Annotated in this window: 22 protein-coding genes; 5 read left to right on the top strand and 17 right to left on the bottom strand. The window is 58.4% G+C overall.

Annotation, left to right across the window (positions count from 1 at the left end; all coding sequences use genetic code 11):
• Positions 1-52 precede the first annotated feature (52 nt).
• The 11 genes from ASD36_RS11220 to ASD36_RS11170 all read right to left on the bottom strand — a co-directional run bounded on the left by ASD36_RS11220 (position 53) and on the right by ASD36_RS11170 (position 10,900).
• Complete coding sequence (locus ASD36_RS11220; RefSeq protein WP_060510330.1) at positions 53-1,126, bottom strand: 2,3-butanediol dehydrogenase; 1,074 nt, start codon at positions 1,124-1,126, stop codon at positions 53-55.
• A gap of 161 nt (positions 1,127-1,287) precedes the next feature.
• The gene (locus ASD36_RS11215) at positions 1,288-3,159 is read right to left on the bottom strand and encodes a sigma-54-dependent Fis family transcriptional regulator (RefSeq protein WP_060510328.1); all 1,872 of its coding nucleotides are present in this window, start codon (positions 3,157-3,159) and stop codon (positions 1,288-1,290) included.
• Positions 3,160-3,312: 153 nt separating this feature from the next.
• Positions 3,313-4,530 (bottom strand): MFS transporter, encoded by a 1,218-nt coding sequence (locus ASD36_RS11210; RefSeq protein WP_060510326.1) that lies wholly within the window; start codon positions 4,528-4,530, stop codon positions 3,313-3,315.
• A gap of 188 nt (positions 4,531-4,718) precedes the next feature.
• Complete coding sequence (locus tag ASD36_RS11205; protein WP_060510324.1) at positions 4,719-5,198, bottom strand: SRPBCC domain-containing protein; 480 nt, start codon at positions 5,196-5,198, stop codon at positions 4,719-4,721.
• Between the two features lie 26 nt (positions 5,199-5,224).
• The gene (locus ASD36_RS11200) at positions 5,225-5,758 is read right to left on the bottom strand and encodes an SRPBCC family protein (protein ID WP_060510322.1); all 534 of its coding nucleotides are present in this window, start codon (positions 5,756-5,758) and stop codon (positions 5,225-5,227) included.
• Between the two features lie 41 nt (positions 5,759-5,799).
• Positions 5,800-6,144, bottom strand: a complete 345-nt coding sequence (locus tag ASD36_RS11195) for a metalloregulator ArsR/SmtB family transcription factor (protein ID WP_060503260.1) — start codon at positions 6,142-6,144, stop codon at positions 5,800-5,802.
• A gap of 121 nt (positions 6,145-6,265) precedes the next feature.
• The gene (locus ASD36_RS11190; protein WP_060510320.1) at positions 6,266-7,633 is read right to left on the bottom strand and encodes a HAMP domain-containing sensor histidine kinase; all 1,368 of its coding nucleotides are present in this window, start codon (positions 7,631-7,633) and stop codon (positions 6,266-6,268) included.
• Positions 7,630-8,295, bottom strand: coding sequence for a response regulator transcription factor (locus tag ASD36_RS11185; RefSeq protein ID WP_060503262.1), 666 nt, complete (start codon positions 8,293-8,295; stop codon positions 7,630-7,632). The genes ASD36_RS11190 and ASD36_RS11185 overlap by 4 nt, the downstream gene beginning before the upstream one ends.
• Before the next feature lie 7 nt (positions 8,296-8,302).
• Positions 8,303-8,812, bottom strand: coding sequence for a hypothetical protein (locus tag ASD36_RS11180; protein ID WP_244489790.1), 510 nt, complete (start codon positions 8,810-8,812; stop codon positions 8,303-8,305).
• 27 nt (positions 8,813-8,839) lie between these two features.
• Complete coding sequence (locus tag ASD36_RS11175) at positions 8,840-9,547, bottom strand: hypothetical protein (RefSeq protein WP_156393830.1); 708 nt, start codon at positions 9,545-9,547, stop codon at positions 8,840-8,842.
• Between the two features lie 651 nt (positions 9,548-10,198).
• A complete protein-coding gene (locus ASD36_RS11170) occupies positions 10,199-10,900 on the bottom strand; it encodes a peroxiredoxin-like family protein (protein ID WP_060510314.1) in 702 nt (233 codons plus the stop codon).
• Between the two features lie 997 nt (positions 10,901-11,897).
• Here ASD36_RS11170 and ASD36_RS11165 point away from each other — a divergent pair.
• The 3 genes from ASD36_RS11165 to ASD36_RS11155 are packed head-to-tail and all read left to right on the top strand — an operon-like array spanning position 11,898 to position 15,254.
• Positions 11,898-13,601, top strand: coding sequence for a histidine kinase (locus ASD36_RS11165; protein ID WP_060510312.1), 1,704 nt, complete (start codon positions 11,898-11,900; stop codon positions 13,599-13,601).
• Positions 13,601-14,236, top strand: a complete 636-nt coding sequence (locus ASD36_RS11160; RefSeq protein WP_060510310.1) for a response regulator transcription factor — start codon at positions 13,601-13,603, stop codon at positions 14,234-14,236. Before ASD36_RS11165 ends, ASD36_RS11160 begins: the two co-directional genes overlap by 1 nt.
• Positions 14,205-15,254, top strand: a complete 1,050-nt coding sequence (locus ASD36_RS11155; RefSeq protein WP_060510308.1) for a lysylphosphatidylglycerol synthase transmembrane domain-containing protein — start codon at positions 14,205-14,207, stop codon at positions 15,252-15,254. The genes ASD36_RS11160 and ASD36_RS11155 overlap by 32 nt, the downstream gene beginning before the upstream one ends.
• A 103-nt stretch (positions 15,255-15,357) precedes the next feature.
• Here ASD36_RS11155 and ASD36_RS11150 read toward each other — a convergent pair whose 3' ends face one another.
• The 3 genes from ASD36_RS11150 to ASD36_RS11140 all read right to left on the bottom strand — a co-directional run bounded on the left by ASD36_RS11150 (position 15,358) and on the right by ASD36_RS11140 (position 19,294).
• Positions 15,358-16,926: a glycosyltransferase family 39 protein gene (locus tag ASD36_RS11150; RefSeq protein ID WP_060510307.1), complete on the bottom strand. Its 1,569-nt coding sequence runs from the start codon at positions 16,924-16,926 to the stop codon at positions 15,358-15,360.
• Positions 16,927-16,961: 35 nt separating this feature from the next.
• Positions 16,962-18,311 carry an aspartate aminotransferase family protein gene (locus tag ASD36_RS11145; protein WP_060510305.1) on the bottom strand — a complete coding sequence of 450 codons (1,350 nt, stop codon included), beginning with the start codon at positions 18,309-18,311 and terminating at the stop codon, positions 16,962-16,964.
• Between the two features lie 578 nt (positions 18,312-18,889).
• Positions 18,890-19,294, bottom strand: a complete 405-nt coding sequence (locus ASD36_RS11140; RefSeq protein ID WP_060510303.1) for a GtrA family protein — start codon at positions 19,292-19,294, stop codon at positions 18,890-18,892.
• Between the two features lie 503 nt (positions 19,295-19,797).
• Between ASD36_RS11140 and ASD36_RS11130 the strand changes: the two genes are divergently transcribed.
• Together ASD36_RS11130 and ASD36_RS11125 are read left to right on the top strand one after the other, a co-directional pair.
• The gene (locus ASD36_RS11130; RefSeq protein WP_060510302.1) at positions 19,798-21,270 is read left to right on the top strand and encodes a GMC family oxidoreductase; all 1,473 of its coding nucleotides are present in this window, start codon (positions 19,798-19,800) and stop codon (positions 21,268-21,270) included.
• 32 nt (positions 21,271-21,302) lie between these two features.
• Positions 21,303-22,331 carry an NAD(P)-dependent oxidoreductase gene (locus tag ASD36_RS11125; RefSeq protein ID WP_060510299.1) on the top strand — a complete coding sequence of 343 codons (1,029 nt, stop codon included), beginning with the start codon at positions 21,303-21,305 and terminating at the stop codon, positions 22,329-22,331.
• Here the strand turns inward: ASD36_RS11125 and ASD36_RS11120 are convergent, their stop codons facing one another.
• From ASD36_RS11120 to ASD36_RS11110, 3 genes are read right to left on the bottom strand one after another with little or no spacing between them, the layout of a single operon-like run.
• Entirely contained in the window at positions 22,332-23,051 is a 720-nt protein-coding gene (locus tag ASD36_RS11120; RefSeq protein WP_060510297.1) for an HAD family hydrolase, read from the bottom strand. It abuts the gene before it with no gap.
• Positions 23,048-24,055 carry a UbiA family prenyltransferase gene (locus ASD36_RS11115; protein ID WP_082562744.1) on the bottom strand — a complete coding sequence of 336 codons (1,008 nt, stop codon included), beginning with the start codon at positions 24,053-24,055 and terminating at the stop codon, positions 23,048-23,050. Before ASD36_RS11115 ends, ASD36_RS11120 begins: the two co-directional genes overlap by 4 nt.
• Positions 24,056-24,085: 30 nt before the next feature.
• A complete protein-coding gene (locus ASD36_RS11110) occupies positions 24,086-25,648 on the bottom strand; it encodes a glycosyltransferase family 39 protein (protein WP_060510295.1) in 1,563 nt (520 codons plus the stop codon).
• Positions 25,649-25,753: the final 105 nt, after the last annotated feature.

Raw genomic sequence — 25,753 nt, 5'->3', positions numbered from 1 at the left:
CTCAGTTTGCAAAACGGGACGGCTCCTCAACCGCCCCGCAAGACGGATCGGCCTATCGTGACAGGTCGATCAGGATTTTCAGGTGTTTGCCACCAGGGTCGAGCAATTGCTCGAACCCTTCCGTGACGGCCTCGTCGAGCGAAACATATTTCGTGACGATCCGGCTCGCGGGAATCTGGCCGCTGGCGATCAGCCGTGCGACGCGCGGCCAATAGTGGGTCGGATAAGCCCAGGAGCCGCGGATATCGATGTCCTTGAAGGTGACGTCGAACCAGTTCAGCGGGTTTTCGCCGGCATGGAGCCCTGTCTGCACAACGACGCCTTGCTTGCGGACGGCGTCGGCGCAGTTCTTGAGCGCATGTTCGTTGCCGACACACTCGATCGCGACATCGCAACCGGCATTGCCTTCGGTCTCGGCCCGGATGACATCGCCTACCTTTTCTGTTTTCGGATTGATGGTGCGAACCTCACCGAGCGCCTCCCTTGCCAGTGACAGCCGTGTGTCATTGAGATCGGAAAGGAAGATTTGCGAGGCACCGGCCGCGCGCGCTGCCATGGCGACAAGAATGCCGATCGGCCCGGCGCCGGTGACGAGCACGCTGTGGCCGGCCGTCACGCCGCCCCGGTCGCAGGCATAGACGGCAACGGCCGTCGGCTCGATGAGTGCCGCTTCCTGATCGGAGAGCGCATCGGGGATCGGCTGGACGTTGTAGTCGTTGAGAAGGGCCTGTTGGGCCATGCCGCCGGAATGCCAGGAGAGGCCGGCGAGCGCGAGATTGGCACTCAGGTGGAAGAGGCCGCGATCGGCATAGTAGTCGCGATGGCGTGGCATGATGAGAGGCTGGATCGATACGCGGTCGCCGGGCTGTACATGGCTGACGCCTTCGCCAACAGCTTTGACCGAGCCACCGAATTCATGGCCGAGAATTTGCGGCCCATGCGCGCCGGTGAACGGGTGTGGTTCCTTCGGCACGAAGATTGGGCCATAGGCATATTCGTGCAAATCCGTGCCGCAGATGCCGCAGAACCTGTTTTCGACAAGTACTTCGCCCGGCCCCGGCGCGGCGGGCGCATTCACCTCTTCGATGCGCAGATCCTTGGCGGCGTGAAAGCGCAGTGCCTTCATTGAATTTCCTCCTGTTGTTCTTGTACAGAAGGTCAGCAAGCGGCGTGCCAGAATGGGCTGAGGCCTATTTCCCTCGCGTTCTCAATATGTTGTGAAGATACGTTATTGATCAGCCAGATAGATGCAACACCTTGGGCGCAACAGGTGTTGCAACGGTTGCGTCAGTTCAGACGCTTCAGGCGGCGGTGAATCGTGGACCGGTTGACGCCCAGTTTTCGCGCCAGCGCCGAGATGTTTTCGCCACAGTCGTGGAGCGCCTGGCGCAGGTCGCCCTCTGTCTTGGACGAGATCGTCGCGCTCCCGGTAAAGAGGTGTTCCGGCAGGCAGTCGAGATCGATGACACCAGCGTCCGACAGCGCCGCCGCCACGCGCAATGCATTGGAGAGTTCGCGCAGATTGCCCGGCCAGTCGTGCGCGAGCAGCGCCGCCCGCGCTGCCTTGTCGATGTGGTAGGCCGCACCATTTTCCTTCTGAATGCGCCGCAGTAGCTGATCGACCAGCCAGCCAAGATCCTCGCGTTCGCGCAGTGCAGGGAGATTTACAGTCGCAGCGTTCAGCCGGTAGTAGAGATCCTGCCGGAAGCGGCCTTCCTTGACGAGATCGGCAAGGTCGCGGTGTGAGGCGGACAGTACCCGAAGACGAACCGGCTTTCCCTTCAATGCGCCGACCGGCTGGACTTCGTTTTCCGAAAGCGCCCGTAATAGCCTGCTCTGGAGAGGTAGCGGCATGTCGCCGATTTCGTCGAGGAAAAGCGTGCCGCCGCTTGCCTCCTCAATCAGCCCGCGCTTTCCCTTCTGGTTGGCCCCCGTAAACGCGCCCGGCGCATAACCAAACAGCTCGGATTCGATCAGGTGCTCCGGAATGGCGGCACAATTGACGGCAACGAAATTTCCGCTGCTCCCACAGCTGTCGTGGATTGCTCGCGCTAGATATTCCTTGCCGCTGCCCGTCTCGCCCTGAATGAGGACCGGGATATCGCGCGCTGCCAGTTTGGCCGCGCGAATTTGCAATCGCTCCATGGCGGCGTCCCCGTTGCTGAGGTCCCGAAGTGCACCGGGCAGGCGCGGCTCCGGCACGGCAGGTGCGCGGATATTGACAGCAGGAGCGATGGCACTGGCGAACAGCACCAGGCCGTTGCGCGCCCGGAGCAGCCGCTCGCCGTTCGGCCTGCCGCGCATGAAACGCGGCAGATCGTCAATATCGATGTCGAAGACGTTGGATATCTGCTGGCCGAGGAAATCGCGTGTCGCAAGGCCACGCATATTCATGGAGCGGGCGAGCGCGCCGAAGCCGCCATGCGTCAGGCCGGTGATACGGCCGCTTCCGTCGAGCGCGATCGCGGCATCGGGATCGACGTCGAGAAACTCTGGAGAGCGGGCAAGGCGCAGCACCCAGTCATTGCGCGTGCGGGTCATCAGGTTGGCAAGCTCGATGCGCCGCGCGGTGGACGCGACCAAATGCAGCGCCAGTTGCTGGCTGGCTTTAGCCGTCGGCGAGCGGAGTTGCGAAATGTCGAGCACTGCGGTGAGGTCTCCCAGCGTATCGAAGACGGGGGCGGCAGTGCAGGTCAGCCCGATATGGCTGGTGTCGAAATGATCGTCCTGATGGATGATGACAGGCTCACCGGAGACGATGCACGCTCCGACTGCGCAGGTCCCGGCACGGTTTTCCGACCACTCGGAGCCGAGATAGAGCCCTGCCTTGCGCAGCTGATTGTCAAAGGTCGGGTCACCCATGAAATCGACCGTAACGCCGCGCGCATCAGACAGCAGCAGTACATAGTTCTGCTCAGCGATCTGCGTGAAAAGAGCTTCGAGGCCCGAACGGCCGATGCGGATCAGTTCCTCGGCCTGCTCCCGATGTTCACGCAGCTTGAGTTCGGGCACGATGTAAGCTTCCTGCGCGATCGCCGGATCAAGCTTATAGTCGTTCAGGCAACGCAGCCAGGACTGAATGACCGGCGTATCACGCGGGCTGACGACGCCCATGCCCACGCGCTCGATCTCCCGTATGTGCGACAGCATCGACACCATGCAGACATCCTCCCGCGCGGATGGTCGCATAATCGGCGCCGGGTCACAATCCAGTTGTTGGGCCAGCTGTTGGGGTGGCTCGGTTGTCCGGGTCCTTCAAGCCGCCTCCCGGTTTTCAGACCGATGCACAGGAACCGGAGCCGGCCAGTAGTTTCAGGCCTGCGCCAGTTGCGGCTGGCCTGTTTTCGGGAACGGCCGGAAGGTCATGGCGATCAGGAATGCACCGATGCCGATGCCCCAGGCTCCAATATAGAGCCAGCTATAGGTGGCGAATGTATCGTAGATGAGACCTCCGGCCATCGGGCCAGTTGCCATACCGAGACTGCCGGCCATGGCCGTTCCGCCAATGACGGTGCCCATCATCCGCTGGGGGAAGTTTTCGCGCGCCAGAACCGCGTAGAGCGGCATGACACCGGCATAGATGAAACCGAATAGGGCGGCCACGGCATAGAAGCCCGAGAGCTCGCGCACGAACACATAGGCGAGTGCGCCAAATGCCTGGATCAACAGACCGATGACCAGGATGCGCTTGGCGCCATAACGGTCTCCAAGGAGGCCGAAGGCGACACGGCCGCCCATGCCGGCCAAGCCCTCGATGCTGTAGATCGAGACGGCGGCGATCATCGGGATGCCGCAGCTGATGGCGTAGCTGACCGTGTGGAAGATCGGGCCGGAATGGGTGGCGCAGCAGAAGAAGTTGGTCAGCATCAGGACGATGAATTGCGGCGAGCGCAGTGCTTGTCCCGTGGTCATCCCCGCCTGTGGCCCCTCTTCGCCAGGGATACCGTCACCTTCCTGCTTCGATACTGGCGGGTTGCGGATCAGGAACGATGCCGGGATCATGATGGCGGCGGCGAGGGCTGCGATAATCAGCATCGATTGTCGCCAGTCATAGACGGTGACGAGCCAAGCTGCGAGCGGAGACATGGTCATCGGAGCCATGCCCATGCCGGCTGAGACGAGGGAAACCGCAAGGCTGCGATGGGTGTCGAACCACCCGGTGACACAGGCCATCAGCGGCGCAAAGATGGCTGCGGTGGCACCGCCAACGACAAGGCCGAAGACCAATTGGAATTCAATCAGTGATGTTGCCCTGCTGGCAAGCGCGAGGCTGGCCGTCAGGATGATCGACCCGGTCAGTACGACGATGCGGGAGCCCCAGCGATCCGACAGGGAGCCCCAGACCATGCTCGCGAGCGCCATCGCCAGGAAGCCGATGGTCATGGCGCTGGAAATGCCGGTGACAGACCAGCCGGTATCGCGCGCGATCGGTAAAAGGAAGACGGGTAGGGAAAACATCGCACCTATTGCGAGACAGCCGAGCAGGCCGCCGGCTGCAACAATGATCCAGCGATAGGAAGAAGCGTTCATGCTGATCTCCATTTCATGGAATGCGATGCTTGCCTGAGAACCAGCCGGGTCATCACCGGGCTGCGGTCGGAGGTCGCGTTTAATCGCCGGGCGAATTGCGCCTCTTAGCCGAAATCGAAAGCGATGCATGGCCGCGGCAACCTGCAGCGCTGCATCCGGCTGAGCCCGCAGCAGCGCCGTAGGCCGGCTTAGGCCGTCAGCTTCTGTTCCGTATTGGTCATCGGGTCACCGAGATTGGGGTCACCCTTGCCTGTCGCGATCAGGTTTCGCAGACTGCCGTTGATATAAGTGCTCCATCCATCGGAGCAGGCGTCGTAGCATTCGTATTCAGGAACAAGGCCTTCGTGGGTAAAGCGAACTTCTGTCAGGCCGCCGGCTCGCGAGATATCGAAGATGATCTGAGTGCCCTTCCACTCGGTTTCGTCTTCGGTGAAGCTGAAATAGTTGTCGATGACCTGCCAGACGACCTTTCGGCCAGGGATCAGTTCGGTCACCTTGATCGTGCAGCGATGAATATCCTGGAAGTGATAGTCGAACGTGCTGCCGGCCACGTCGGTCGGGCCTTCGATGGCCTGTGACCACCAGCCGCGAACATTGTTGATGGCGGCAAAGGCAGTCTCCGGTGTTTGATCGACGGTAAAGCTGGTGGTGAAACTGTGACTTGTCATGGTTGTCTCCGTTTCATGGGTTATGTTCAGGCCGGGATGATCCGGTCATATTCGGTCCTTAGGCGGCTCCAGCCATCCCAGAACGGTTCCGTTGCCTCGCCCCTCAGGCGGGCGGCCAACGTGTCGAGATGCATGTGCCAGCCAGCACCGAACATCAGGGCCGCGGCGCGGTCCGGCACGCGGCGGTGGATGACGGTCAGGAGCACGTCCTTGCCTCTCGGCTCCAGTTCGAAGGAGACGCTGCCGCTGCCGTCCCAGGTGATGGCGAGCCTGTGGGGCGGATCGAGCGCAGTAATCCGGCTCTGCATGCGCTGAACCTCGGCAAAGCCTTCTGGCCGCTTGCCCGGCGGATCGGATAGGGTGTCGTTGCGCCAGACGAGCTCGAAGGATGCATCGATCTTCATCGGCATCTCGCCCGCCGCCATCCACTGGCTGCGCAGGTCGCTCTGGGTCAGGTAGGCCCAGACCCGGTCGATGGGGCCGGGTAGCAGGCGTTCCATCTTCAGCGTGGCGGGCTCGATCAGCACGCCATAGGAATTCGTTGGGGCAAGCGTGTTCATCGGTCGTCTCCTTCTGCTGCAAACAGTGGGAGCCTCTGTGATCAAGGCTTGGTTTTTTCGTCTTCCTCGCGCAGCAATTGTTCGAGGGCATCCAGGCGGTCGGTCCAGAAGCGTTCGTAGAATCCTAGCCACTCATGGGCGCTGGCAAGCGGCGCAGGCTCAAGGCGGCAATGGTGGGTGCGTCCGCGCACTTCGCGGCGGATCATGCCCGCACCCTCCAGAACCTTGATATGCTTTGACGCCGCGGCCAACGAAATCGAAAACGGCCCGGCCAGTTCGCTCACCGTCCGCTCTCCCCCAGCCAGGTCGCGGAGCATCTGCCGGCGCGTGGCATCACCAAGGGCATGAAAGACGGAATTCATTTGCAATGCGTGTTGTTCAATCATGTGGTTGAATATATGCGCGTCACTCCGTATAGTCAACGCATTGGTTGAATGTTTTTCGCAATTGGTGACAAGTTGTCTCCAAAACGCCCGCTGATAACCGATGAGGTCGGGTGCTATGCCGTCAAACAGGATCGCGCAGTGGCCGTCGGGCGACCTTTACCGGAAAGGTCAACATTGCCTTCAGCCCGCCGAGATCGGATTGCCCGAGGGTCAAAGAGGCTCCATAGGCGTCGGCGATATCCGCACTGATTGCCAGGCCGAGCCCGGTTCCGTCCGGCTCCCTGTCGTCTGCGTTGTCAAGCCGCGCCCCCCTTTGCAGGATGGATTCACGATCTTGTTCGGCGATCCCGGGCCCGTCGTCCTCGATAAGGATCGCAATCTCGTCCTTTGATCGATGAGCGGAGAAGCGAATAAACGATCGCGCCCATTTTGCCGCGTTGTCGAGCAGGTTGCCGAGGCACTCAGCCAGGTCGGCCGGATCGACGTCAAGCGAGAGCGAGCTGTCGATGGAGACCCGCCAGGCGATATCCCGCTCGGCGGTGACAGGCCTCAAGACGCTGACAAGCTTGCCGCCGAGGCCCATGATGGACGTCGTCGCCATTCGTTCGACGCCCATGCGTGCCGCCTGCAATTGACGGTCGGCACGCTGGCGGGCCAGCTCAACCTGGCGGAGTGCCAACTTCCGTTCTTCGGGTGGAAGGTGTTCGGCAAGCTGCGCAAGAACCGTCAGCGGCGTCTTGAGCCCATGGGCAAGGTCGCTGGCCCGTGCCCTGGCGCGTTCCACAGCGACTTCCCGCTCCTCCAGAAGCAGGTTGATCTCGCTGACCAGCGGCTGCATTTCGCTTGGGCCCGCCGTTCCAAAGTCCCGGGCGCGGCCGGCTCGCACCGCCGCCGCCCTCTCGCTGAGGCGGCGAAGTGGCACCAACCCGAGGGCGCCTTGAAAAAATGCGCCGGCGGCCAAAACGCCGGCGGTCGCAACCAGCATCAGCCTCAAACGTCCCTGAAAATCACCGAGCGCGGCATCAAGCTCCTTTTGCGGGAACGCCGCAGATGCGACGAAGCGCACCGAGGGCGCATTTGCGCCGAGTGACAGAACCTGGCTTTGGACGAGCAATGGTTGCCCATCCGGACCTTCGCTGATGGAAAATCCTTCATAGGGAGAGTCGGTCGACGTGCTGACGTCGATCGTTGTGTCCCACAGCGAGCGTGACCGCATGGCTTTGCCCTTCAAGGGCGAAATCTGCCAGTATCGCCCGCCTGTCGGAAGGTCGAAACGCGGATCCGCAGGTCCGCGGCCCAATGCGAGCTCGCCGTCTCGCACTGCAAGTTCGGCAGCGAGCGTGTCGATTATCGTGGCCATTTCACCGCGATACCGGGCAACAACATAGTCGGTGAAGAACCGGCCAAGCGACAGCCAAACCACGAGCACTACCAGACCGATCGCGATCACCGCCCCGACCGCCAGTCGCAGCCGCAGCGAGCGCATCATGAAGGCGTTTCCGGCAACAGATATCCGAAGCCGCGCCGTGTCTCGATGGCGGCGTTTTCGGTTTTGCGGCGCAATCGCCCAATCATCGCCTCGACCGCATTTTTCGCTGAGTCATCGTCCCGGCCCTGAACATGGCTTGCCAGTTCGAACTGGGTGAGGACTTCGCCCTTTCTTTCGATGAAATACGCGACCATACGGTATTCCAAGGGACTGAGTTCGAGCACCCCGCCATCGAAAGTAACACGACGGGTTGTCTCGTCGAGGGTAAAGCGGCCCGCCGACTTGACGACTTGAAACCTTGGTCCGGCGCGGCGCAGAAGCGCCCTCAACCGGGCCACCAATTCTTCCGCGCGAAATGGTTTTGGTATGTAGTCGTCTGCTCCGGCGTCGAAACCGTCGACCCGCTCCATCCACGACCCACGGGCCGTCAACACCACGACCGGTGTTTCAACCCCATCCTGCCGCCATCGCTTCAAAATCGATAGTCCATCCAGGCCCGGCAGGCCAAGGTCAAGGATGATCGCCGCATAGCTGCCATCCTCACCCCGCTCCCAGATATCGGGCCCATGCGCCAGCGTATCGACCGCATAGCCTTCGGCTTCCAGTTTTCCACGCACATGACCGGCGATATTGAGATCGTCCTCTGCCAGAAGTATGCGCATGTGTGCCTCAAAATCCGAAGACGTTTATGAATTTGCCGGTATGTGCATTGATTCTGAGTTCGTGGATCACGCCCAAACCGTCTCGTGTTTTCAACCGATAGACATCTTTACCCATGTACTGCCGGAGATCGACGGCAATGACAGTGCCGTATCTATCTGGATCAACCCCAGCGAGCACATCCTTCAAAGGCAGGACCCGCCCTTGAGCTACGGCTGCACGCGCGTTCTCCTGGTCCGTACTTTCCCGGACTTCCGATTGCCTTTGGGTCGGCTGCCCATCACGGCTATCGTCATCACTTGTGTCCGCCGTGGACGGGTTGCGTGCATCGCGGTCGCCGTTCGAGCCGGAATTTGCCTCGCTGCCCGCCGCGCCACCATCCGCGAATGCCTCGCTGCCCCCCGTCATCTGTGCGAGGGACAAGGCAAGGGACCACGACAGAATAACGCCAAGATGCCGTCGCCTCCGCGGCACGGCATCGCGCAATCCCATCAGATCCAGCCGAACACGAATTTTCATTACCCCTCGACAAGTTGCCCGGCAGAATTAACCATAAAAGTGACGAAACACGGGCCGGCAGATAATTTTCGACCAAATCCAGGCGCCCCGCATCAGTTCTGATGCGGGGCGCCTGGATTCATGGCCGACTAACGCGGCCGGCATAGGGAGGCGACGAAGCTGCCGCCTCCGTGCAGTCAGCATTGCTCGATTAGCCGGCGCCACCTGTGCCAGAACCTGTCTCACCGCTTGAGCCACCAGCACCTGTATCGCTGCTCGCGCCACCAGCACCTGTATCGCTGCTCGCGCCACCAGCACCTGTATCGCTGCTCGCGCCACCAGCACCTGTRTCGCTGCTCGCGCCGCCAGCACCTGTGTCGCTGCTCGCGCCGCCAGCACCTGTGTCACTGCTTGCACCGCCAGCACCTGTGTCGCTGCTCGCGCCACCAGCACCTGTGTCACTGCTCGCGCCACCAGCACCTGTGTCACTGCTCGCGCCACCAGCACCTGTGTCACTGCTCGCGCCACCAGCACCTGTGTCACTGCTCGCGCCACCAGCACCTGTGTCACTGCTCGCGCCACCAGCACCTGTGTCGCTGCTCGCGCCACCAACACCTGTGTCGCTGCTCGCGCCACCAGCACCTGTGTCGCTGCTCGCACCGCCAGCACCTGTGTCGTTACTCGAACCACCAGAGCCTGTGTCACTTCCGGTACCGCCGGTGCCGTTGTCGTTGCCGCCGCTAGAACTGGTGTCATAGCCACCATTCGGGCCGGCTTCGAAGCTGCTGGTGGTTCCGCTATCTGCGAGCGCCGTCGCTGCCAGGGGATGGCTCGGGCCAAGTGCCAGTACCGAGGTCACGACCGGCCCTCCAGTCACGCTGAGAAGGCCGATTGTCGAAACGAGCAACATCTTCTTGAATGCGCTATGCATGTCTTTATCCTTTTCCTTGTTTCGGGACGGGCGGAGACTGGCATTCGGCAACTGACAGGCCACTGAGCGTGGTTGTCAGCATTCTGTCAGGTATAGTGCACGCGCCTGTGGCACTTAGCTGAAACGGAAAAAGCCGCGGGGAAAGGCTTGCCCTTCGAGGCGCGGGCTCAAAGGCTATCTGAACTTTAGCTGGATTGCATGGGTGATGATTTACCTCGAGTAGCGGTGGTGCCTCTCGCCGTGGACACGCCAGCAACTGACATCTCACCCATACGGCATGCTTGTCCAAGCGCATTCGCACTCCCAGGCCAACTACGTGGGCGAGGGGTGTCTTCGAAGTCATCATTTATGATTTATGGCTCGATTGCCACGCTGGGCGCGGGAGGCAGCCTAATCGTTTCGCCAATCTTGCGCTGGACGCTATGACGGATGGGGAACGATTGTTGGCTGAGCGGCCCTCATCCGACCGGTGCCATTTACACGAGGACTTGCATCCGTTGCTGCGCGGCGGGAAGGTCGACAAGGTCTTGAACGGCAGCGATAATATCGGCCGGCTCCGTGCGCACGAGCCAATCTGGACTAACGTCGGAAAATTGCACGGTGTGGTTTCGGTCAATGACGATTGCCGCTGGCATTGGCAGCTCCCATTTTCCGGCCTCTGTCGTTGCCTCCAGTTGGGCCACGCTGCCGGACGCTACGCGCCGCGAAGGCTCGTCCAACCAATACAGTATGCCGAAGCGGCGGCCGAGTACGTTGTTTCTGTCCGTGGCAATCCGGAAGTCCAGCGCTTGCTGCTCCTTGATCTCCCGCAGATTTTGCGGCGCTTGAGGGCTGACGCCAACCAGTGTTGCACCTATCCTTGCCAAGTCGGGGGCTAAGTACCGATTATAGTAGGAGAGGGTGACATTGCACGTTGGCGATTTGGCGAAACGGAAAAAGATCAGCACGAGGGGCCCGTTTTCCAGAAGCACATCCAGAGTGAGGTCGCCCTCATCAACCTCTGCCAGGGTAAAGGCTTGCACACTGTCTCCCCGCTTGACAAAAAGCGAGCGGTCGGCCGTTTCTGCAAGCAAACGTCGCTGATCCACATTCGCCTTCAGCTGATCGGCCGGCATGGTTGTTGCCCGCTTGTCGTGGAAATCGGCGAGTGTCTGATTGAGGCATATTTGCGGAGCCATGCTTTGCTTCCTTTACAAAACGGAGTGACGTTTTTGCGAGTAGCCTCGTTGCCATTGCCAGAGTTCAGATCACAAACTCTACCTTATAGTCTATAGAAATTCTAGACAATATTGACTCGCTATCTGACCGGTCTTTGCCGGAATGAAAACGGGAATACTGTGTTCTTCACAGAGGTATAGGGATTGCAATTTTGAGCATATCCTGTCCAACCCTGCTTGGGCCTTACCTCACCATGGGTGATCACCTCAAAAGCAGGTGAGCATCGGCGCCCTGGCGGCTTCCAGTCCAACGTCAAAAAGAAAGCCGGCGCAAACAAGTTCCAGCTTCGGGACATCCAAGACTTTGGTGGCTGCGTACAGGATATACCGACGTCTTCGCTGCGGCGAACAACGGTCTGATCACCTGAGCCATTTGAATGGCGGTCTGCCATCAAACGAAGGTATGGACGAGATCCAGGCCTTACAGGCTTGGCGCGAAACGACGGAAGGTCGGTGGATCTAGAAGGAAAAGGCCTGGGTAGCGTGCAAGGTCGCCACCCAGGCCTCTTATCGCTCCTCCCATTAATAATGGTGGCGATTTTCAGAGGCTTGACCTTGGGGACAGCCAAAACCCCAGCCGACCAGAATGGGGCTTTTCCAGCCAGCCAACTTTAATTTTAGCACTTCCTGAAATTAGCACAATATAGTGGATCGTCATCCTCCTGAGCATTGGCCGGCAAACGCGCTTGATGCTGCGCAGATCCTTGCTACGCCTCCGGCATGCGATAAATGCACTGTCGGCATCCGGGCCATCCGTAAGGCGTAAGGCCGGTCTTACAACGCCTATAACGCGTTCATAATTCGGATGGGTGCGCGCGTGCCGATCTGCGGGGCATTATGGACTGAAACGCATCCCATCATTGACACAGGACCCGGAAACAACGAGAATTTAGCAGTACTTAATATAATGGATCCTGCCGGCCGCGGCTGCTAACGGTGCTTCGAGAAGGAGTTTCGCATGGCAAGGCTTGTTTCCGGCCCCGTGGCGCAGGCGAACCGCTCCAGTTCCAGCAGCGGCCCGGCAAGAAGGGTGGGAGGGTTAACCAGGAATTTTCTGCTCGCAGCCGACCCCGAATGGTTGATCAGCATCGGGCGTTTCGTCACGGCGCTCTTTGCTGTCCTGGCCGTCTATCTGGATCCCACGCAGCCGGCGGTATTTCTGGATGAATCGCAGACAAGCCTTGGTCTGTATGTGGTTTTCTCCCTGCTCCTGGTCGTGTTCCCGTTGCGCATGCCGCTCGACAGCCCGATCCACCTCATCGTTCACATAGTCGATGCCGCGGTGCTTGGTTGGCTCGCCTTTTTAACAAACGAACTCACCAGCCCGTTTTTTTCCTTTCTACCGTTTATCCTGCTGGCGATGACCATCCGCTGGGGCTTGAGGGGGGCGATACTCGGCGCGCTCACCATGCAGATCGTTCTCATCATTGTCGGTTTACCCGATCTGGAAGATGGCGAATCCGAGCTCAATGTGTTCATTATGCGTGCGACCTACTTCATGGTAGCGGCCGTGATGCTTGGCTATTTCGGGGCTTATCGCGAGCATAACCGGCAACGTTTGACGCAGCTCGCCGACTGGCCATTCGATGCCATTACCGGCGATCGGGCATCATGGCTCGGCGGATTGTTTCGACACGCAGCTGGAGTTTTGGGCGCATCTTGCGTGGTGGTCGTCTGGCGGGATCAAGAACAGGATATTGGTAGTGTCGCCTACTGGCTGAATAGGGAACTGCGGCTCATAGACGTTAGCGGTGCTGCATTTTGGGATCGGCACGATCCGGAGCATTTGCCTGATTTCGGCCGCAGCGAAGCATCCGTGGTCAACGCGGAAGCGTTGGCGGCCATTCTCCGTGACCTGCCGGAGTTGGCAGGCGAGGCGGGTAGGCCGGTCAGATATATCTGCTCGGCAATGTTCTCCAGTGTTCGATATCGCGGCCGGGTCTTCGTCATTGATCCGGCGTGCCGTTCAGACGAGTGTCTCTCGCTCACCGAAATCGTTGCCATGAGGTTCAGGTCAGAGCTGGAGCGCCTGGCACTGATGCAGCAAGCAACCGAAGCCGCGCGGTCGGAGGAGCGCGCCCGCCTTGCCCGGGACCTGCATGACAGTATTCTGCAGGACCTTACAGCGGCAAGCTTAAAGCTCAAGCTCATCGCCAAATCGGCACCCGACGAAACGAAGGCGAATGTGGCTGATGTCAACGCACTTGTCTTCCACCTGCAACAGCGCATCAGGCGGTATGTCGAAGGTCAGCGATCGATCGACCAGTATGCTGACGCGCCACTTAACCAGACACTGCCGGGCTTGATCAAGCTTCTACAACAGCAATGGGATTGCCAGATCGAGATCTCCCTGGACCCGCCGGACATAGACTTGCCCAAAACGATGCTGCATGAAGTCATGCAGCTTGTGTCTGAAGCGACTGCCAATTCCATCCGGCACGGCAAGGCGACACAGGTGCGGATCGCGCTCGTTCTGGTCGGCGGAAGGCTTGAACTCGAAATCTCGGACAATGGATTGGGGATGGAAACCGACGCCGTATCGAAACGGCCTTCGTCATTGTCCGCGCGCGTCAGCGAACTCAAGGGGAACCTGACGATCGGCCGCGCTTCGCCGGGGCTTAATCTTCTGATTGCATTACCTCTGAAGCAGGGAGCCCATTGATGTATTCCGTGGTGCTCGCCGACGATCATCCGTTGCTGCTTCGCGGACTGCAGGGCATGCTAAATGCAGCAACTGAGTTTGAGGTGCTGGCGGCAACCGCGAGCGGGACAAAGGCTCTGTCGCTCATATGTGATCTCAGGCCCGATCTGGCAGTGCTCGATGTTTCGATGCCGGATACCGGCGGGCTGGAAATTCAGCGGGCCATTGTCGAGAGGCGGTTGGCCGTGAAGGTGATTTTCCTCGCCGCGAGCCTGACGGGCCGCCAGATCGCGGATGCAATCTCCATGGGAGCATGGGGTATCCTTTTGAAGGAATATGCCCCCGAAGCGCTCCTGGATTGCATGCGGCAAGTGGCCGGCGGAGAGAAATGGCTGCCTCCGGAGTTGGTGACCAGGGCAACGAGCGCGCTGCCGTCCAACACCCCTGAAAAACTCAATCTGCTGACCACGCGCGAGCGGGAGGTGGCGGTATTGATCTGCGGCGGATTGTCAAACAGGGCGATTGCACAGAAACTGGGAACAACGGAAGGAACGATCAGCATCCATCTGCACAACATTTATCGCAAATTGGAGATCACCAATCGCACCACGCTTGCCGCGCTCCATGTCCAATATACGGCCAATCAAAGTGGCTGATCAAACCGCCGTCACACAGGGTCGCGCAGGCAGAACTATCCGGGTCGGACTTGGGGTGATCGTTGGGGTGGGCTTCGTCTACCTTGCTATGCGCAATGTCAGCTTCGATGAGGTTGTCACCCTGCTTGCTGGTGCGACCCTTGCGCCACTCCTGCTTGCAGTCCTTGCTTTTGTCGCCGACTTCTTCTTGAGGGCAGTCCGATTCTGGATGATGTTGCAGTCGACGAGCGGGCGCCATCTTCCGTTGCGGCTGACGATCGGCCCTTTTATTGCCAGTTTTGGAATGAGCGATGTTCTTCCCTTGCGGGTGGGTGACGCCTTTCGGATTTTGTGGTTCAGTCGCCAGTTCTCCATTCCGGCAGGGACGGTCATGGGCACCATGCTGGTTGAGCGCATTCTCGATCTGGTTACCATCGCCTTTTTGGGCGGTGTGGCACTGGCTATGGTGGACCTGAAGTCTCCGCCCGCACTGGTGTGGAATTGCCAGCTATTGCTCGTCATCGCCCTTGCCGGCGGTTCGGCGTTGTTGTTCGCCCCGGCACTATTATGCCGCCTGCTCGAAAGATTCTTCAACCGCGTAAAATTCGCTCCTGTTGTCGTCGTGATTGCCGCGTTGAGGGCTGCATCCCAGGCTGTCACGCAAATCAGTTCCTGGCGCAGCCTGGTCACACTGACGGTCATGTCGATTGCCTTGTGGCTCTTGGAAAGCGTCGTCTTCCTCGGAGCCTGGGTGAGTTTGGGTGGGGCAATCGATGTCCTATTGAAACCGTTTCTGGCGTTCGCCTTCAGCACGCTGGGGACATTGGTGCCTAGTCTTCCCGGTCATTTCGGCCCGTTTGAATTTTTCGGACTTCAGGCTTTTGCGTTGGCCGGGGTGGAGACAGGGATCGCAGCAGCTGTCGTGTTGCTGGCGCATCTCATCCTGTGGGCGCCGACCGCCCTCTTTGGGGTGGGCTGGCTGATGTTTGCGGCGTCACGAGCACCGGATGCCACGCGCCGGGCTCAGAATGCAGAGTGAACGCCGTTGCGATGCACCCGAACGCGTTCTCAGAGTTTCAACGCGTCAGGTCCGGGCGGGAACATATCATTCACCGGGGCGCCGATCTTGATCGCGCCGGGCCTCAATCGTGCTGAGCGGTTTTGCGCATCACATAGACGCGGCCGTCGGCCTCGGTAGCGATGTTGACGAGTGAAAGACGTTGCTTCAGTTCCGCTTCGCTGACGGCATAGAAGCGCCAGTCGATGCGGTCGAAGTAGGCAACGTAGGAGTTTTCCTGTGTCAGCTTCGTCCCCAACGTCTCCAGTTGCGTCTCGAAGGGATTGGCGGGGTCGTCGAGGCCGGTCCGCAATTTCACGCGATCCGGAACGAAATGGGCGTCCCGCCTCAGCAAATATGCGATGACATCGCCGCCGTTGCTGTAGATTTCCGCATCCGCTGGCAGGCCACGAAGTACTTTTATAGTCGGCGAATTCACCCATTCACGGCTGGCGTAGCCGACCCCAGAACGAAAGGCCTCAGTGGATCGTACGGCGGTACGGATTACATGGCTGCCGATGACCAGAACGGCGAGGCACACAAGCCCGCGATGGAGGAGTTTTATCCTCGTATTTTCTTCATCCCTGAGATGAGCGAGGATGATCGTCGTCATCAGGACCGTGGTCACATAGACCGGAAAGGCGTACCGGCCATTCAAAGCCAGATTGGCCTCAGCCGATGTCGAAAGAACGATGAAGCCCATGTAGAAGATGAAAAACAGCCCAAAGAGGGTGGGAAGCATATCGTCAACCACTTTTGCCTTCTGCGCCTGTTGCAGTGTTCTGCGGGCATGAAGGAAAGTAAGGCTGGCCACCGCCACGACAAATGCACCGAGCAGGGCGATACGCCCCGCGACGGGTACCTGGTCAGGCAGAAGCCAAGCCGTCAGCGCGGTCAGGCTCGTTATCCACTCCTTGGATCCCATGTTGCCATAGAACCACAGCGCGCGCCCGACCGAGCGGCCGCTGATGATATGGCTCATGACAGCCCAGCATAAGAAGATCGACGCGCTCACGACCGCGAACAGCACAACGTCGCCGAAGCGGCGCGCTGGTGCGTGCCGGGGATTGAGAAGGAGGCATGCCGCAATCGCCGCACCAAGCGGCGGCGCGGTGAAGCGGGCAAGCGTCGCGACACCGAGCACAACTGCACTTACCTTCAACCAAGTCCTGTCCTCGGTTTCGAGATACAAAAGAAAGGCAAGCACGGTCGCCAGAAGAAAAAACAGGAACGGGGGCTCCGACATTGCCAACGAATGCAGCGTCACGAACTGAGGCGAAAGGGTCACGAGCGCGGTACCGGCAGCGGCATATACCAATTGACCGGTGGCTCGCATCAGCAAATGCCAAATCAATGCCGTATTCGCACACACGAAAAACAACCCGATTGCCTTTGCGCCGGCAGTGATATCAATCCCGTTCAATGAAGCGAGCATCAACATCCACGGATAGAGCGGCGCATCATAAGGCCGCTCGCTGATGCGCATGTACCGTAAACTGTCCGGATATATTCCGATGCCGTGGCGGGTGTTGATCAGGAACAAAAGCATGGACAGCAGCACAAAGACTGTGCCGCCAATCCAATAGCGCCGGCTGCTCGGATCAATGACTGATGGCCGGGCGTTGTCTGTCGAATCGAGGATAGGAAACTGCATTGCCAGGCCCTTATCTCAGACTGTATCGACGCATTTCAGATGATGCCGCGAAAGACCCGCGTGATGTTTTTCGCGATGAAGCGAACAGTTGCCTCGCCCAGACCGCGCGAAAGGATCTCATCCAGCGCTGCGATAAGCCTGTCGATCTGTTCTTTCTTCACGATGAAGGGCGGCATGAAGTGCAGGATGTCCCGTGCACCCGGCTGGAAGTGCACCAGGATATCGTGTCCATCATACAATTCGCGCACGAGCGCGCCGATCAGCACGGTCTGATAGGTCTGAAATAGCGGGTTCTTGCTGATATCCACCAACTTTTCGGCAAGATCCTGCCGGAAATTCAAGCGGATTGCTTGAAACATGCCGCGTCCGCGCACGTCGAGAATCTGTTTCGGATGCTTCGCCTTCAGGCCGTGAAGCTCTTTGGACAGATAGCCGCCCATGCTTTCGGCTTTTTCGATCAGCCGTTCGTCCTGCAGGATATTCAAGGTCTCGATTGCGACCGCGCAGCTCTCGCCAAGTCCGCTGAAGCTCGAACTGTGTAGATTGCAGTCCTGTTTGTTTCCGTAGGCGCGATCAAACAAGTCCTGTGAAGTCACCATCGCCGCGACCTCGCGCTTGCCGCCGCCCAACGTCTTTGCAAGAGTCACGATGTCGGGAACGACATTCTCATGCTGAAAGGCGCAGAACTTGCCGCTGCGTCCCATGCCGACTTTGACTTCGTCGAAGATCGAAAGAATATCGTTGGCCCGGCACAGTTGCGCGAATTCCGTCAAGTAACCAGCGGGAGGGATTTCGCATGACGTGCCCCGGATCGTCTCAACGATTGCGGCAATAATGGGATTGTTGCCGCGCTCGTCAGTCTCTGCCTTGATCGCGTCTCGCAGTGCTTCGATGTTTCCGTAGGTCACGTAAACGACGTTTTCCTTGGGCACACCAAGAAGGAAACCTGATTGTACGTCCGTTGCCGTAGTGAGGGACAGGGCCCCATGCGTCTTGCCGTGAAATGCGCCCTGCATGCAAAGGAATTTTTTCTTACCTTTGGGCGTCTGCACACGCTCACTGAGTTTCATCGCAGCTTCGTTGGCTTCGGCGCCAGACACGGCAAGGAAGGAAACCTTCAGAGGCTCGGGCAGGAACAGTGAGAGATTGTAAGCAAGTGCGCCCTGCAATTTATGGGGCGCTACCTTGATGCAGTCGATTATCTTGCGCTCGTGGCATTTCTGTTCCGCCTCGATGATGCGCGGATGATTGTGGCCGAGCCCCAGGACGCCAAGACCTGCGGAAAAATCGAGCAGCGTGCGGCCGTCATTCAGCCAGATTTCAACGCCCTGTGCACCTTTGATATCCATATCCTTCAAGCCGAGGATATCGAACAACTGCAGCATGTACTTGTTCAAATGCTGCGAATAAAGCCTGTTTGCCGCAGGATTGTCGAGGTCAAGGCATTGATCGAGCGAAAGCAGCGATCGATCGAAACCTCTTATGTTTTCTGGTGGGGCCGTTATTGGTATTACAGTCACCTGTTATACTCCCAACCGATCACTGGGTTGAAGTATTTTCTAACATGAGCAGCAGTGCCGCGCCATCTAACGAACTATATAGACGCAATGATCTATATCCCTGAACCGCCGCCGGAAACTGGGAAAGGGGGAGGGCGATGGTAGCCTCGCCAAGCCTTAGCTGAGCCGAGCGCCGTTCCTCTCAACGATCCCAAAACGTCAGCCGTCGAATTCAAAGGCTTTAGCCATGCCTGCTCTATTTTGGGTTTGGCGGATTGAGGCGAGACCTTCGCGAGAGGCTCCGATGTGAGTTCGTCGGTTACCGTCGCAGGGCCTGCAGCAGCCGCGGGCACCAAAACGATGGACATCTTTGGTCTTCGGCAGAACTCTCGGCACTGTTGTAACCTCGATCTCAAGCATGGGAAATGAAAGCCGGACCCCGAAGACCGGTGTCAGCGCGGCCGTCAATCTTGAGCGGCAGACCCGTTTTGCGGGTTCTTGAACACAAGCGCCTTGCTCATGCTGAAGTTGAACAGGAAAACGAGTAGAAGTGACGCGCATTGTGCAGCGACGTAGTGCATCATTCCGAGCAGGACGCTGAAAGCAAGGATGTTGATCAACGCCCCGAGGGTCGACACACCCACGAACTTTGGCATCGCGATCCAGTGCGGATCGGCAGAGCGAAAAGTGAAGTGCCGCTGAAGGAAATAGTTGACGATGACGGCGCCATAGAAAGCCACTGTCGATCCCAGCGTCTTGTTCAGTCCTGCAATCTCCACGATTGCAACGAGCATTGCAACTTGCAAGCTCGCTGCGATCGAACCGAAGAGGAAATAGCGCACAAATCTCGACTGCAAAACATGGTTCATGTGAACTCGCAGATCAGGCCAGGAATGCAGTGCGCCCAGCGTTGCGCTAATCTTTCAGTAGCTTTTTCTAATAATTCTGGCTAGAAGTTATTTATAGTTACCATCGTCACTCAATGTAACGAGAGGGTGGGTGTCAAAGGTCATGTTGCGTCATTTTGAACGTGCTATTTCGGCGCTGGCGGAGACTGTGGTGGCGGAAAGGCAGCCGGGGGGAGACACCTCCGGTATGCTGGGAAAAAGTGTAGCGCAGTTTCTAATGTCCGTACACGCTCGGATGCCTGACTATCTTAGTCCGTTGTTTTACGTCCTTGTTCTCATTTTTAATGCTTCACCCCTTCTGCGGAAGGGAAAGTTCTTTCACCAATTGTCGCTTGGTGACCGCTTGAGTGAACTCGACACGTGGCGTCGGTCCCGGATTGAAGTCCGGCGCCGCTTCGTGGAATTCTATGGTTCACTCGGTGTCTTTGGCCTGTATTCAGATCTTTACGGGACGGACTATACACATGATCAGCTTCCCACGGGGAAACGGGCTCAGTCTCGATAAAATCGTCGCGGACGTCATAGTGATCGGGTCCGGCCCCGGCGGAGCTGTGACAGCATCCATATGCGCGGAGGCAGGCAAATTCGTTGTCATGCTGGAAGAGGGTGAACATCTACCATTAGAATCCGCGCCCCATTTTTCGCGTGAAGAAATATTGCAGAAGTACCGGAATGCAGGCGTCAACATAGGGTTCGGCTCAACGAAACTTGCCTATGTTGAAGGATGCTGCGTCGGGGGCGGGAGCGAGATCAATCGGGGTCTTTACCACCGCATTTCTGCGGAGGTTCTGGAGAATTGGCGGCGCGACTACCGGGTCGATGCGCTGACGGCATCCGACCTCGAACCGCATTTTGCGGCGTGCGAAGAGGTTGCCAAGGTACAGTACCTGCCTGGCCCAGCGCCGCAGTTGTCGGCAAAGCTCGCGTCCGGTGCCAGCAACCTCGGTTGGGCATGTCTTGAGGTCCCCCGCCTGTACGCATACGCCACCGATCTCGTGACGGGTTCTCCTGGCCGAAAACAATCCATGTCGGAAACGTTTGTGCCTCGTTTCATGAAGGCCGGGGGTACTCTCATGGCCGGCACCCGCGCGACACGGATCTCGCGGGGCTCCGGAAGCTGGATTGTCACCGCGCTTTCAAAGGACGGCAAGAACTGGCGGCAACTTGAACTGAGCGCGAAGACCGTGTTCGTCGCCGCAGGCGCGATACAGACCCCGTGGCTGCTGCGCCGCTCCGGAATAAAAACGAATGTCGGCAACAGCCTGAGATTTCATCCGATGCTCAAGGCGGTCGCGATGTTTCGGGACGAAATAAACACACCCGACGAACTTGAGCCCGTCCACCAGATCAAGGAGTTCGATCCACGTTTCAGCATGGGCTGCTCGATGAGCAAGCGCCCCGCACTCGCTCTCGCCATGGCGGTTCATCCGGAAATGACCGAGGCGGTCGACCGTGACTGGCGTCGCATGGCAATATACTACGTGCAGAGTACTGGAGGGACCGGGCAGGTCAGGAGCCTGCCCGGCTTCCGGGATCCGCTTGTGCGGGTCAGTCTTCATCCGCCAGATCTGAAGGAATTGGCCGACGGACTTGCCCGGTTGGCCGAGGTTCTCTTTGCCGCAGGCGCGGAGGCGGTCTACCCGAGCATTCCCGGCTATCCCGTGCTCCGTTCGCCAGCCGACATCGCCAAGCTGCCGGAGACGATTTCGCCAAAGCAGGCGAACGCGACGGCATTGCACCTGTTCTCATCCTGTCCGATGGGTGAAGACGAACAGAAGTGTGCAGCGGATTCATTCGGCCGCGTGCATGGTCTGGATGGGCTTTATATCGCCGATGCGTCGCTGCTTTGCGGCCCGACTGTCGTTAATCCGCAGGGCACCGTTATGGCCGTCGCGCGCCGGAACGTGATGCATGCCATCAGTGCTGGCGCGATCTGAGCGCGCAATTCACAGTGGGTCGGAGGGAAGATATGCGACACCTTATTACTGGGGGATCAGGCTTTATCGGCAACCTGGCTGCGCGGCGGCTGCGCGACCGGGGTGATGACGTTCGCGTACTCGATATATGGGACGATGAGTCCCGACCAAGGGACATCGAATTCGTCAAGTGCTCCGTACTTGACCGCGACGGTGTGCGCGCCGCTATGCGGGACGTCGATGTCGTGCACCACAATGCCGCGCTGGTGGCGCAGACCGATGCCGGGCGTGATTACTGGCAGGTCAATGTCGAAGGAACACGCATTGTCACCGAGGAAGCCGCGAAGGCGGGCGTGAAATCGTTGATCCATGTCAGCTCGACCGCCGCCTACGGTATTCCGCCCTCCGGGCCGATCACTGCACAAACGCCACTTCACCCCGTTGAGCCCTACGGCAAGTCTAAGCGTGCCGGCGAACTGTTGGCGGAGGATATCTGCAAGGCGAATGGCATCACTCTGATCACCATCCGTCCCCGAGCCACCCTCGGTGGCGGGCGGCTCGGTATCTTCCAGATCCTGTTCGAATGGATCCGGGAGAGCCGCTCCGTCTATGTGATCGGAAGCGGGGATATCAAATTCCAGTTCATCCACGCGCACGATCTCATGGACTTTTACATGCTTGCGTTGAATGTCGGCAAAAGTGCGACCTATAATGTCGGGACGGATCGTTTCGGCACTTTGCGAGGCGATCTGGAGGCGCTCATTTCCTATGCGGGCAGCCGCTCAAAAGTAAAAAGTCTGCCAACCGGCCTGACCATAAACACGTTGCGGGCATTGCATTGGATGAGGGTTTCGCCGCTGGTGCCATGGCACTATCTGACCTATCACAAGGAATGCTATTTTGACGTCGAGCCGCTGCTGCAATTGGGTTGGCGTCCAACATATTCCAATCAGGACATGCTCAGAGAAAGCTATGACTGGTATTGCGAGAGCCTGAGATCCACGAAGCTCAGCGCAGGTGGAAGTCCGCATCGGTCTCCGATACGGCAAGGGGCTTTATGGCTGTTGAAAGTTGTGTCCTGATCAGGGTTGCTTTTCTCCTGCCACGACTGGGCTGAAGACTGCATCGTCAAAGTTGCGGAACGTGTCAATGTCGGCGAGAGGCTTGCGGCTCTTGATCAGCGCCCGCATGCCGTTCCGCCGTGCGACTTCCCAGTCACGATCGACCCTGTCTCCGATCATGATTGCCGCTTGTGCCGGAACATTGGCTTTGTTCAGGACATTCTGCAGGCCTGCTGGATGAGGCTTTAAGAAACCGACATCGGGGTCGCCCGCATACACGACAAAGTCAGCGTTCAAGCCGAGAACACGAAGCTTTTCGCGAGCCGGATAATCGGAAAGAACAGCAATTGTTTTGCCTTTGGCACTCAGGCCGTCGAACAGTTGCGCAATTCCGGAATAGCGGCAGTTTCGCAGGACGTTGAGCGGCCGTCGTTCCATCCACTCTTCAACGACCGACCGCACGTATTCCGGCGGGTGTCCCATACGCGACGCGACAGACTGGTACTGGAGAACGGCAAAATCGGTTGCCTGAGTTTCACCGAGTTCTTCGCGGTAACGGCGAAACTCACGTAAAATCCGAATTGTTTCGAAGCTCAGGGAAGATATGGCGTTGCCTGCGAGGCGAAAAAGCACCTGTAAACGAAGGCGTCTCTGGTCGTAGAGCGTGCCGTCCAGGTCAAAGACCACCAGGCGGATAGTATCCCAATGCACAGGCCCGTGCGGGAGGTCAGGCACGGTCATTGCAGCACGGGGATCGATATGAAGGACGGGGTCGCCACGAAATGAAGGAAGGGCATATCGACGAAGGTCGCGAGAACGAAGACCGCAATACACGCCGCCAACATCACGTCGAGCCGGCGGGAGTAAAAAAGCCTCTCCGGGCGCTGGACAACAGAGCCGGGACGGGCGGCAAGCCAGATATAGGCTGCGAATAAGCCGCTTATGAATGGAAAGACAAGAATGTACTCGACCCGGTATTTGACCAGAAATATTCCGCTTAGAAAAGCAGTCATCATTGCATACACGAAGCAGGAAACCAGCAGGCTCTCTTCGGAGTAGTAATGGAAGGATCGCCGGTATTTGCTGAGCACCGCCACGCCGGCTGTGGCGGAAATGTCCCGATATTCACCGAGCCGCTTTGCGGCCATAAGGAATGCGCCAGCCATCCAGTATGCGGCAAGCACGCTGACAGGCGGCAATGTCAGGCCATCGACGATCGCCCATCCCAACAGGAACCGGATAGGATTGTTCAGGCACTCCATCAGCACGTCGAGGTAAGGTTTGTCCTTCACGCGCATCGGACGAACGTTGTAGAGAACCCCGGATGCCAGAAATGCTATCGACGTGAGAAAGAAAAGCGTTCCGATAAGATAACCTAGTAAAAGTCCGGTGATCGCGAAAAGGGAGTACTCAGCGTAGACAATACTTGGCCGCAGCGCCACGACCACGGCGCGGCGCATCGATTTGGTCGGATGGGCCGCGTCGTGTTCGCGGTCAAGCCATTCGTTGATGACGTAGTTCGCTGACGCGATGCAGATCGCGCTCAGGAGGCCGATCGGTACATTGAAGTACAGCGACGATAGAGCAGGCGACTGCAAAGCGTAGGCGAGAATGAGACCAGGCAGAACGAAGACATGTTTTGTCACGTGATCGAATCTGGCGAGGGAAAGATAGTCGGTTAATCGCCCCTGTGGAGCGGCTTCTAAGTTGCCAACGACTGGAATGCTCTGCTGGTTCGTAGGCATGGACCGCCCCCTTCGTCTGGAACCACACGTTCAGTTTGAAGACTGCAATTTTCCGTTGGGTTTCACGTCAGCTTGATAGATGCGGCCGTCCGCCTCGGACTTTACCAGCTTGAGGTCTGCCCGCTTCACAAGCTCGTCCTCGCTTGGGAAATAAAAGCGCCAGTCAATCGCATCGAGGATCACCACATACGCTTTCTGTTCCACCAAAGCTTGCCGAAGCCGTTGGACTTGCTCCTCGAACGGATTTTCTTCGTTTTCCAGTCCGGTGCGCCTCTGGCTGTGAGCCGGAATCCAATTTGTCCTGCGTCCCGTCAGGAAATTCAACGCATCGGAGCCATTGGTGAAGACAATTGCGTCTTCGGGTAGAGCGCGAACAGCCGCCACCGTCGGTGACGTCCTCCAGGTGAGACTTTGAAAGCCAATGCCTTGGTCGTAGGCCTCCGCGGTTTGCACAGCACTGCGAAGAGCGTTGATGGCCAGCAACATAGCCAAGCCCGTGATCACGACGCTGCGACGGACCGGAGCGCGGTTCAAGCGACCACTGAAGTTCGCCGCAGCGATGACCAACACGAACACGAGGCCAACGTAAAATGGCATGGAGTAGCGGTTGTTGAGCTGCAGATTTGCTTCGATGAGGACAGAAAGAATTATGAAGATGAGGTAGAAAAAATTGAAGAAACCAAAGACGAGAATAAGAACGTCCTGCCGCAACGGCCGCTCCAGACCCCAATTGCGCCATGCCGCGCTTATCACGACGAAGACTGCGATACTCACCACCAGCGCAAGCAATGCGAGGCGAACAAACTGCGGAACTTGGGATGGAAGCAGAAAGCTTGCTAGCGCGGACAACCCGCTAAGCCAGCGGTCGCTGTCCGCATTGCCATAGAACGTCAGTTGGCGCCCCACCGCGCGGCCGACAAGCAGTTTGCTACCCACTGCCCAGGTTATGAAAACCCCCGCACTAAGAAGAAACAGCATGGCGGTGTCGTAGACGCGCTCCGCCATTGTCCGCTGGCGGTTGTAGAAAAGGATGACGGTAGCAAACGATGCGCCTATTGCTGGCGCCACGAAACGGGCGAGCATGGCCATACCAACCGACAAGGAGGATGCCGCCAATAACCGGCGATCCTGCTTTTCCAGGTAGGATAGAAAAAAGGCTACCGAAAGCAGCATGAGTGCCATGAAGAGCGACTCTGACATCGCTATGGTGTTCGCCCAGAGGTAGGTCGGGCTGATGATGACCAGGAGTGTTCCTATTGCCACAAACAGCGGCTGGTCAGGCAGGGCATATCTGAAAAGGTGAAGAATGAGCAGCGCATTTGCAATGTATAGGACAAACCCCGCGAATAAGGCGACATGCTCCAGATCAAGGCCGGCCAGATGTCCTGCGCTCAATATCCAGGGATAGAGAGGCGCATCATAAGGGGTGCTGACAATCTGCATGTAGCGTGTCGTGTCAGGCAGCACGCCAATGCCGTGTTGTGTATTGGCCACGAAAAGAGTTGCAACAAGAATAACGAAGGCCCATGCCATGGCATCGGTAGCCAAAAGCCCCAACGGGTTGCCGCTTTTTGCACTGCGCGGATTGGCCATGTAAGCCCCTATGCGTGCTTGCTTGGTATTGGACGCTCAACTTATAATTTAGCTTAGTCTAAATAAAATGAAGTGAATATACAAGCGCTGTCCTGCATGCGCAGC

Source organism: Rhizobium sp. Root1334 (assembly GCF_001426665.1).
Lineage (GTDB): Bacteria > Pseudomonadota > Alphaproteobacteria > Rhizobiales > Rhizobiaceae > Pararhizobium.
The sequence above is the reverse complement of the archived record's forward strand: the minus strand, read 5'-3'. Positions and strand labels throughout refer to the sequence as shown.

What these genes read in the sequence shown, in the direction of transcription:
- ASD36_RS11220 (WP_060510330.1), bottom strand. Translation starts at nt 1,126, where the DNA reads ATGAAGGCACTGCGCTTTCACGCCGCCAAGGATCTGCGCATCGAAGAG.
- ASD36_RS11215 (WP_060510328.1), bottom strand. Translation starts at nt 3,159, where the DNA reads ATGGTGTCGATGCTGTCGCACATACGGGAGATCGAGCGCGTGGGCATG.
- ASD36_RS11210 (WP_060510326.1), bottom strand. Translation starts at nt 4,530, where the DNA reads ATGAACGCTTCTTCCTATCGCTGGATCATTGTTGCAGCCGGCGGCCTG.
- ASD36_RS11205 (WP_060510324.1), bottom strand. Translation starts at nt 5,198, where the DNA reads ATGACAAGTCACAGTTTCACCACCAGCTTTACCGTCGATCAAACACCG.
- ASD36_RS11200 (WP_060510322.1), bottom strand. Translation starts at nt 5,758, where the DNA reads ATGAACACGCTTGCCCCAACGAATTCCTATGGCGTGCTGATCGAGCCC.
- ASD36_RS11195 (WP_060503260.1), bottom strand. Translation starts at nt 6,144, where the DNA reads ATGATTGAACAACACGCATTGCAAATGAATTCCGTCTTTCATGCCCTT.
- ASD36_RS11190 (WP_060510320.1), bottom strand. Translation starts at nt 7,633, where the DNA reads ATGATGCGCTCGCTGCGGCTGCGACTGGCGGTCGGGGCGGTGATCGCG.
- ASD36_RS11185 (WP_060503262.1), bottom strand. Translation starts at nt 8,295, where the DNA reads ATGCGCATACTTCTGGCAGAGGACGATCTCAATATCGCCGGTCATGTG.
- ASD36_RS11180 (WP_244489790.1), bottom strand. Translation starts at nt 8,812, where the DNA reads ATGAAAATTCGTGTTCGGCTGGATCTGATGGGATTGCGCGATGCCGTG.
- ASD36_RS11170 (WP_060510314.1), bottom strand. Translation starts at nt 10,900, where the DNA reads ATGGCTCCGCAAATATGCCTCAATCAGACACTCGCCGATTTCCACGAC.
- ASD36_RS11165 (WP_060510312.1), top strand. Translation starts at nt 11,898, where the DNA reads ATGGCAAGGCTTGTTTCCGGCCCCGTGGCGCAGGCGAACCGCTCCAGT.
- ASD36_RS11160 (WP_060510310.1), top strand. Translation starts at nt 13,601, where the DNA reads ATGTATTCCGTGGTGCTCGCCGACGATCATCCGTTGCTGCTTCGCGGA.
- ASD36_RS11155 (WP_060510308.1), top strand. Translation starts at nt 14,205, where the DNA reads ATGTCCAATATACGGCCAATCAAAGTGGCTGATCAAACCGCCGTCACA.
- ASD36_RS11150 (WP_060510307.1), bottom strand. Translation starts at nt 16,926, where the DNA reads ATGCAGTTTCCTATCCTCGATTCGACAGACAACGCCCGGCCATCAGTC.
- ASD36_RS11145 (WP_060510305.1), bottom strand. Translation starts at nt 18,311, where the DNA reads ATGCTGCAGTTGTTCGATATCCTCGGCTTGAAGGATATGGATATCAAA.
- ASD36_RS11140 (WP_060510303.1), bottom strand. Translation starts at nt 19,294, where the DNA reads ATGAACCATGTTTTGCAGTCGAGATTTGTGCGCTATTTCCTCTTCGGT.
- ASD36_RS11130 (WP_060510302.1), top strand. Translation starts at nt 19,798, where the DNA reads ATGATCAGCTTCCCACGGGGAAACGGGCTCAGTCTCGATAAAATCGTC.
- ASD36_RS11125 (WP_060510299.1), top strand. Translation starts at nt 21,303, where the DNA reads ATGCGACACCTTATTACTGGGGGATCAGGCTTTATCGGCAACCTGGCT.
- ASD36_RS11120 (WP_060510297.1), bottom strand. Translation starts at nt 23,051, where the DNA reads ATGACCGTGCCTGACCTCCCGCACGGGCCTGTGCATTGGGATACTATC.
- ASD36_RS11115 (WP_082562744.1), bottom strand. Translation starts at nt 24,055, where the DNA reads ATGCCTACGAACCAGCAGAGCATTCCAGTCGTTGGCAACTTAGAAGCC.
- ASD36_RS11110 (WP_060510295.1), bottom strand. Translation starts at nt 25,648, where the DNA reads ATGGCCAATCCGCGCAGTGCAAAAAGCGGCAACCCGTTGGGGCTTTTG.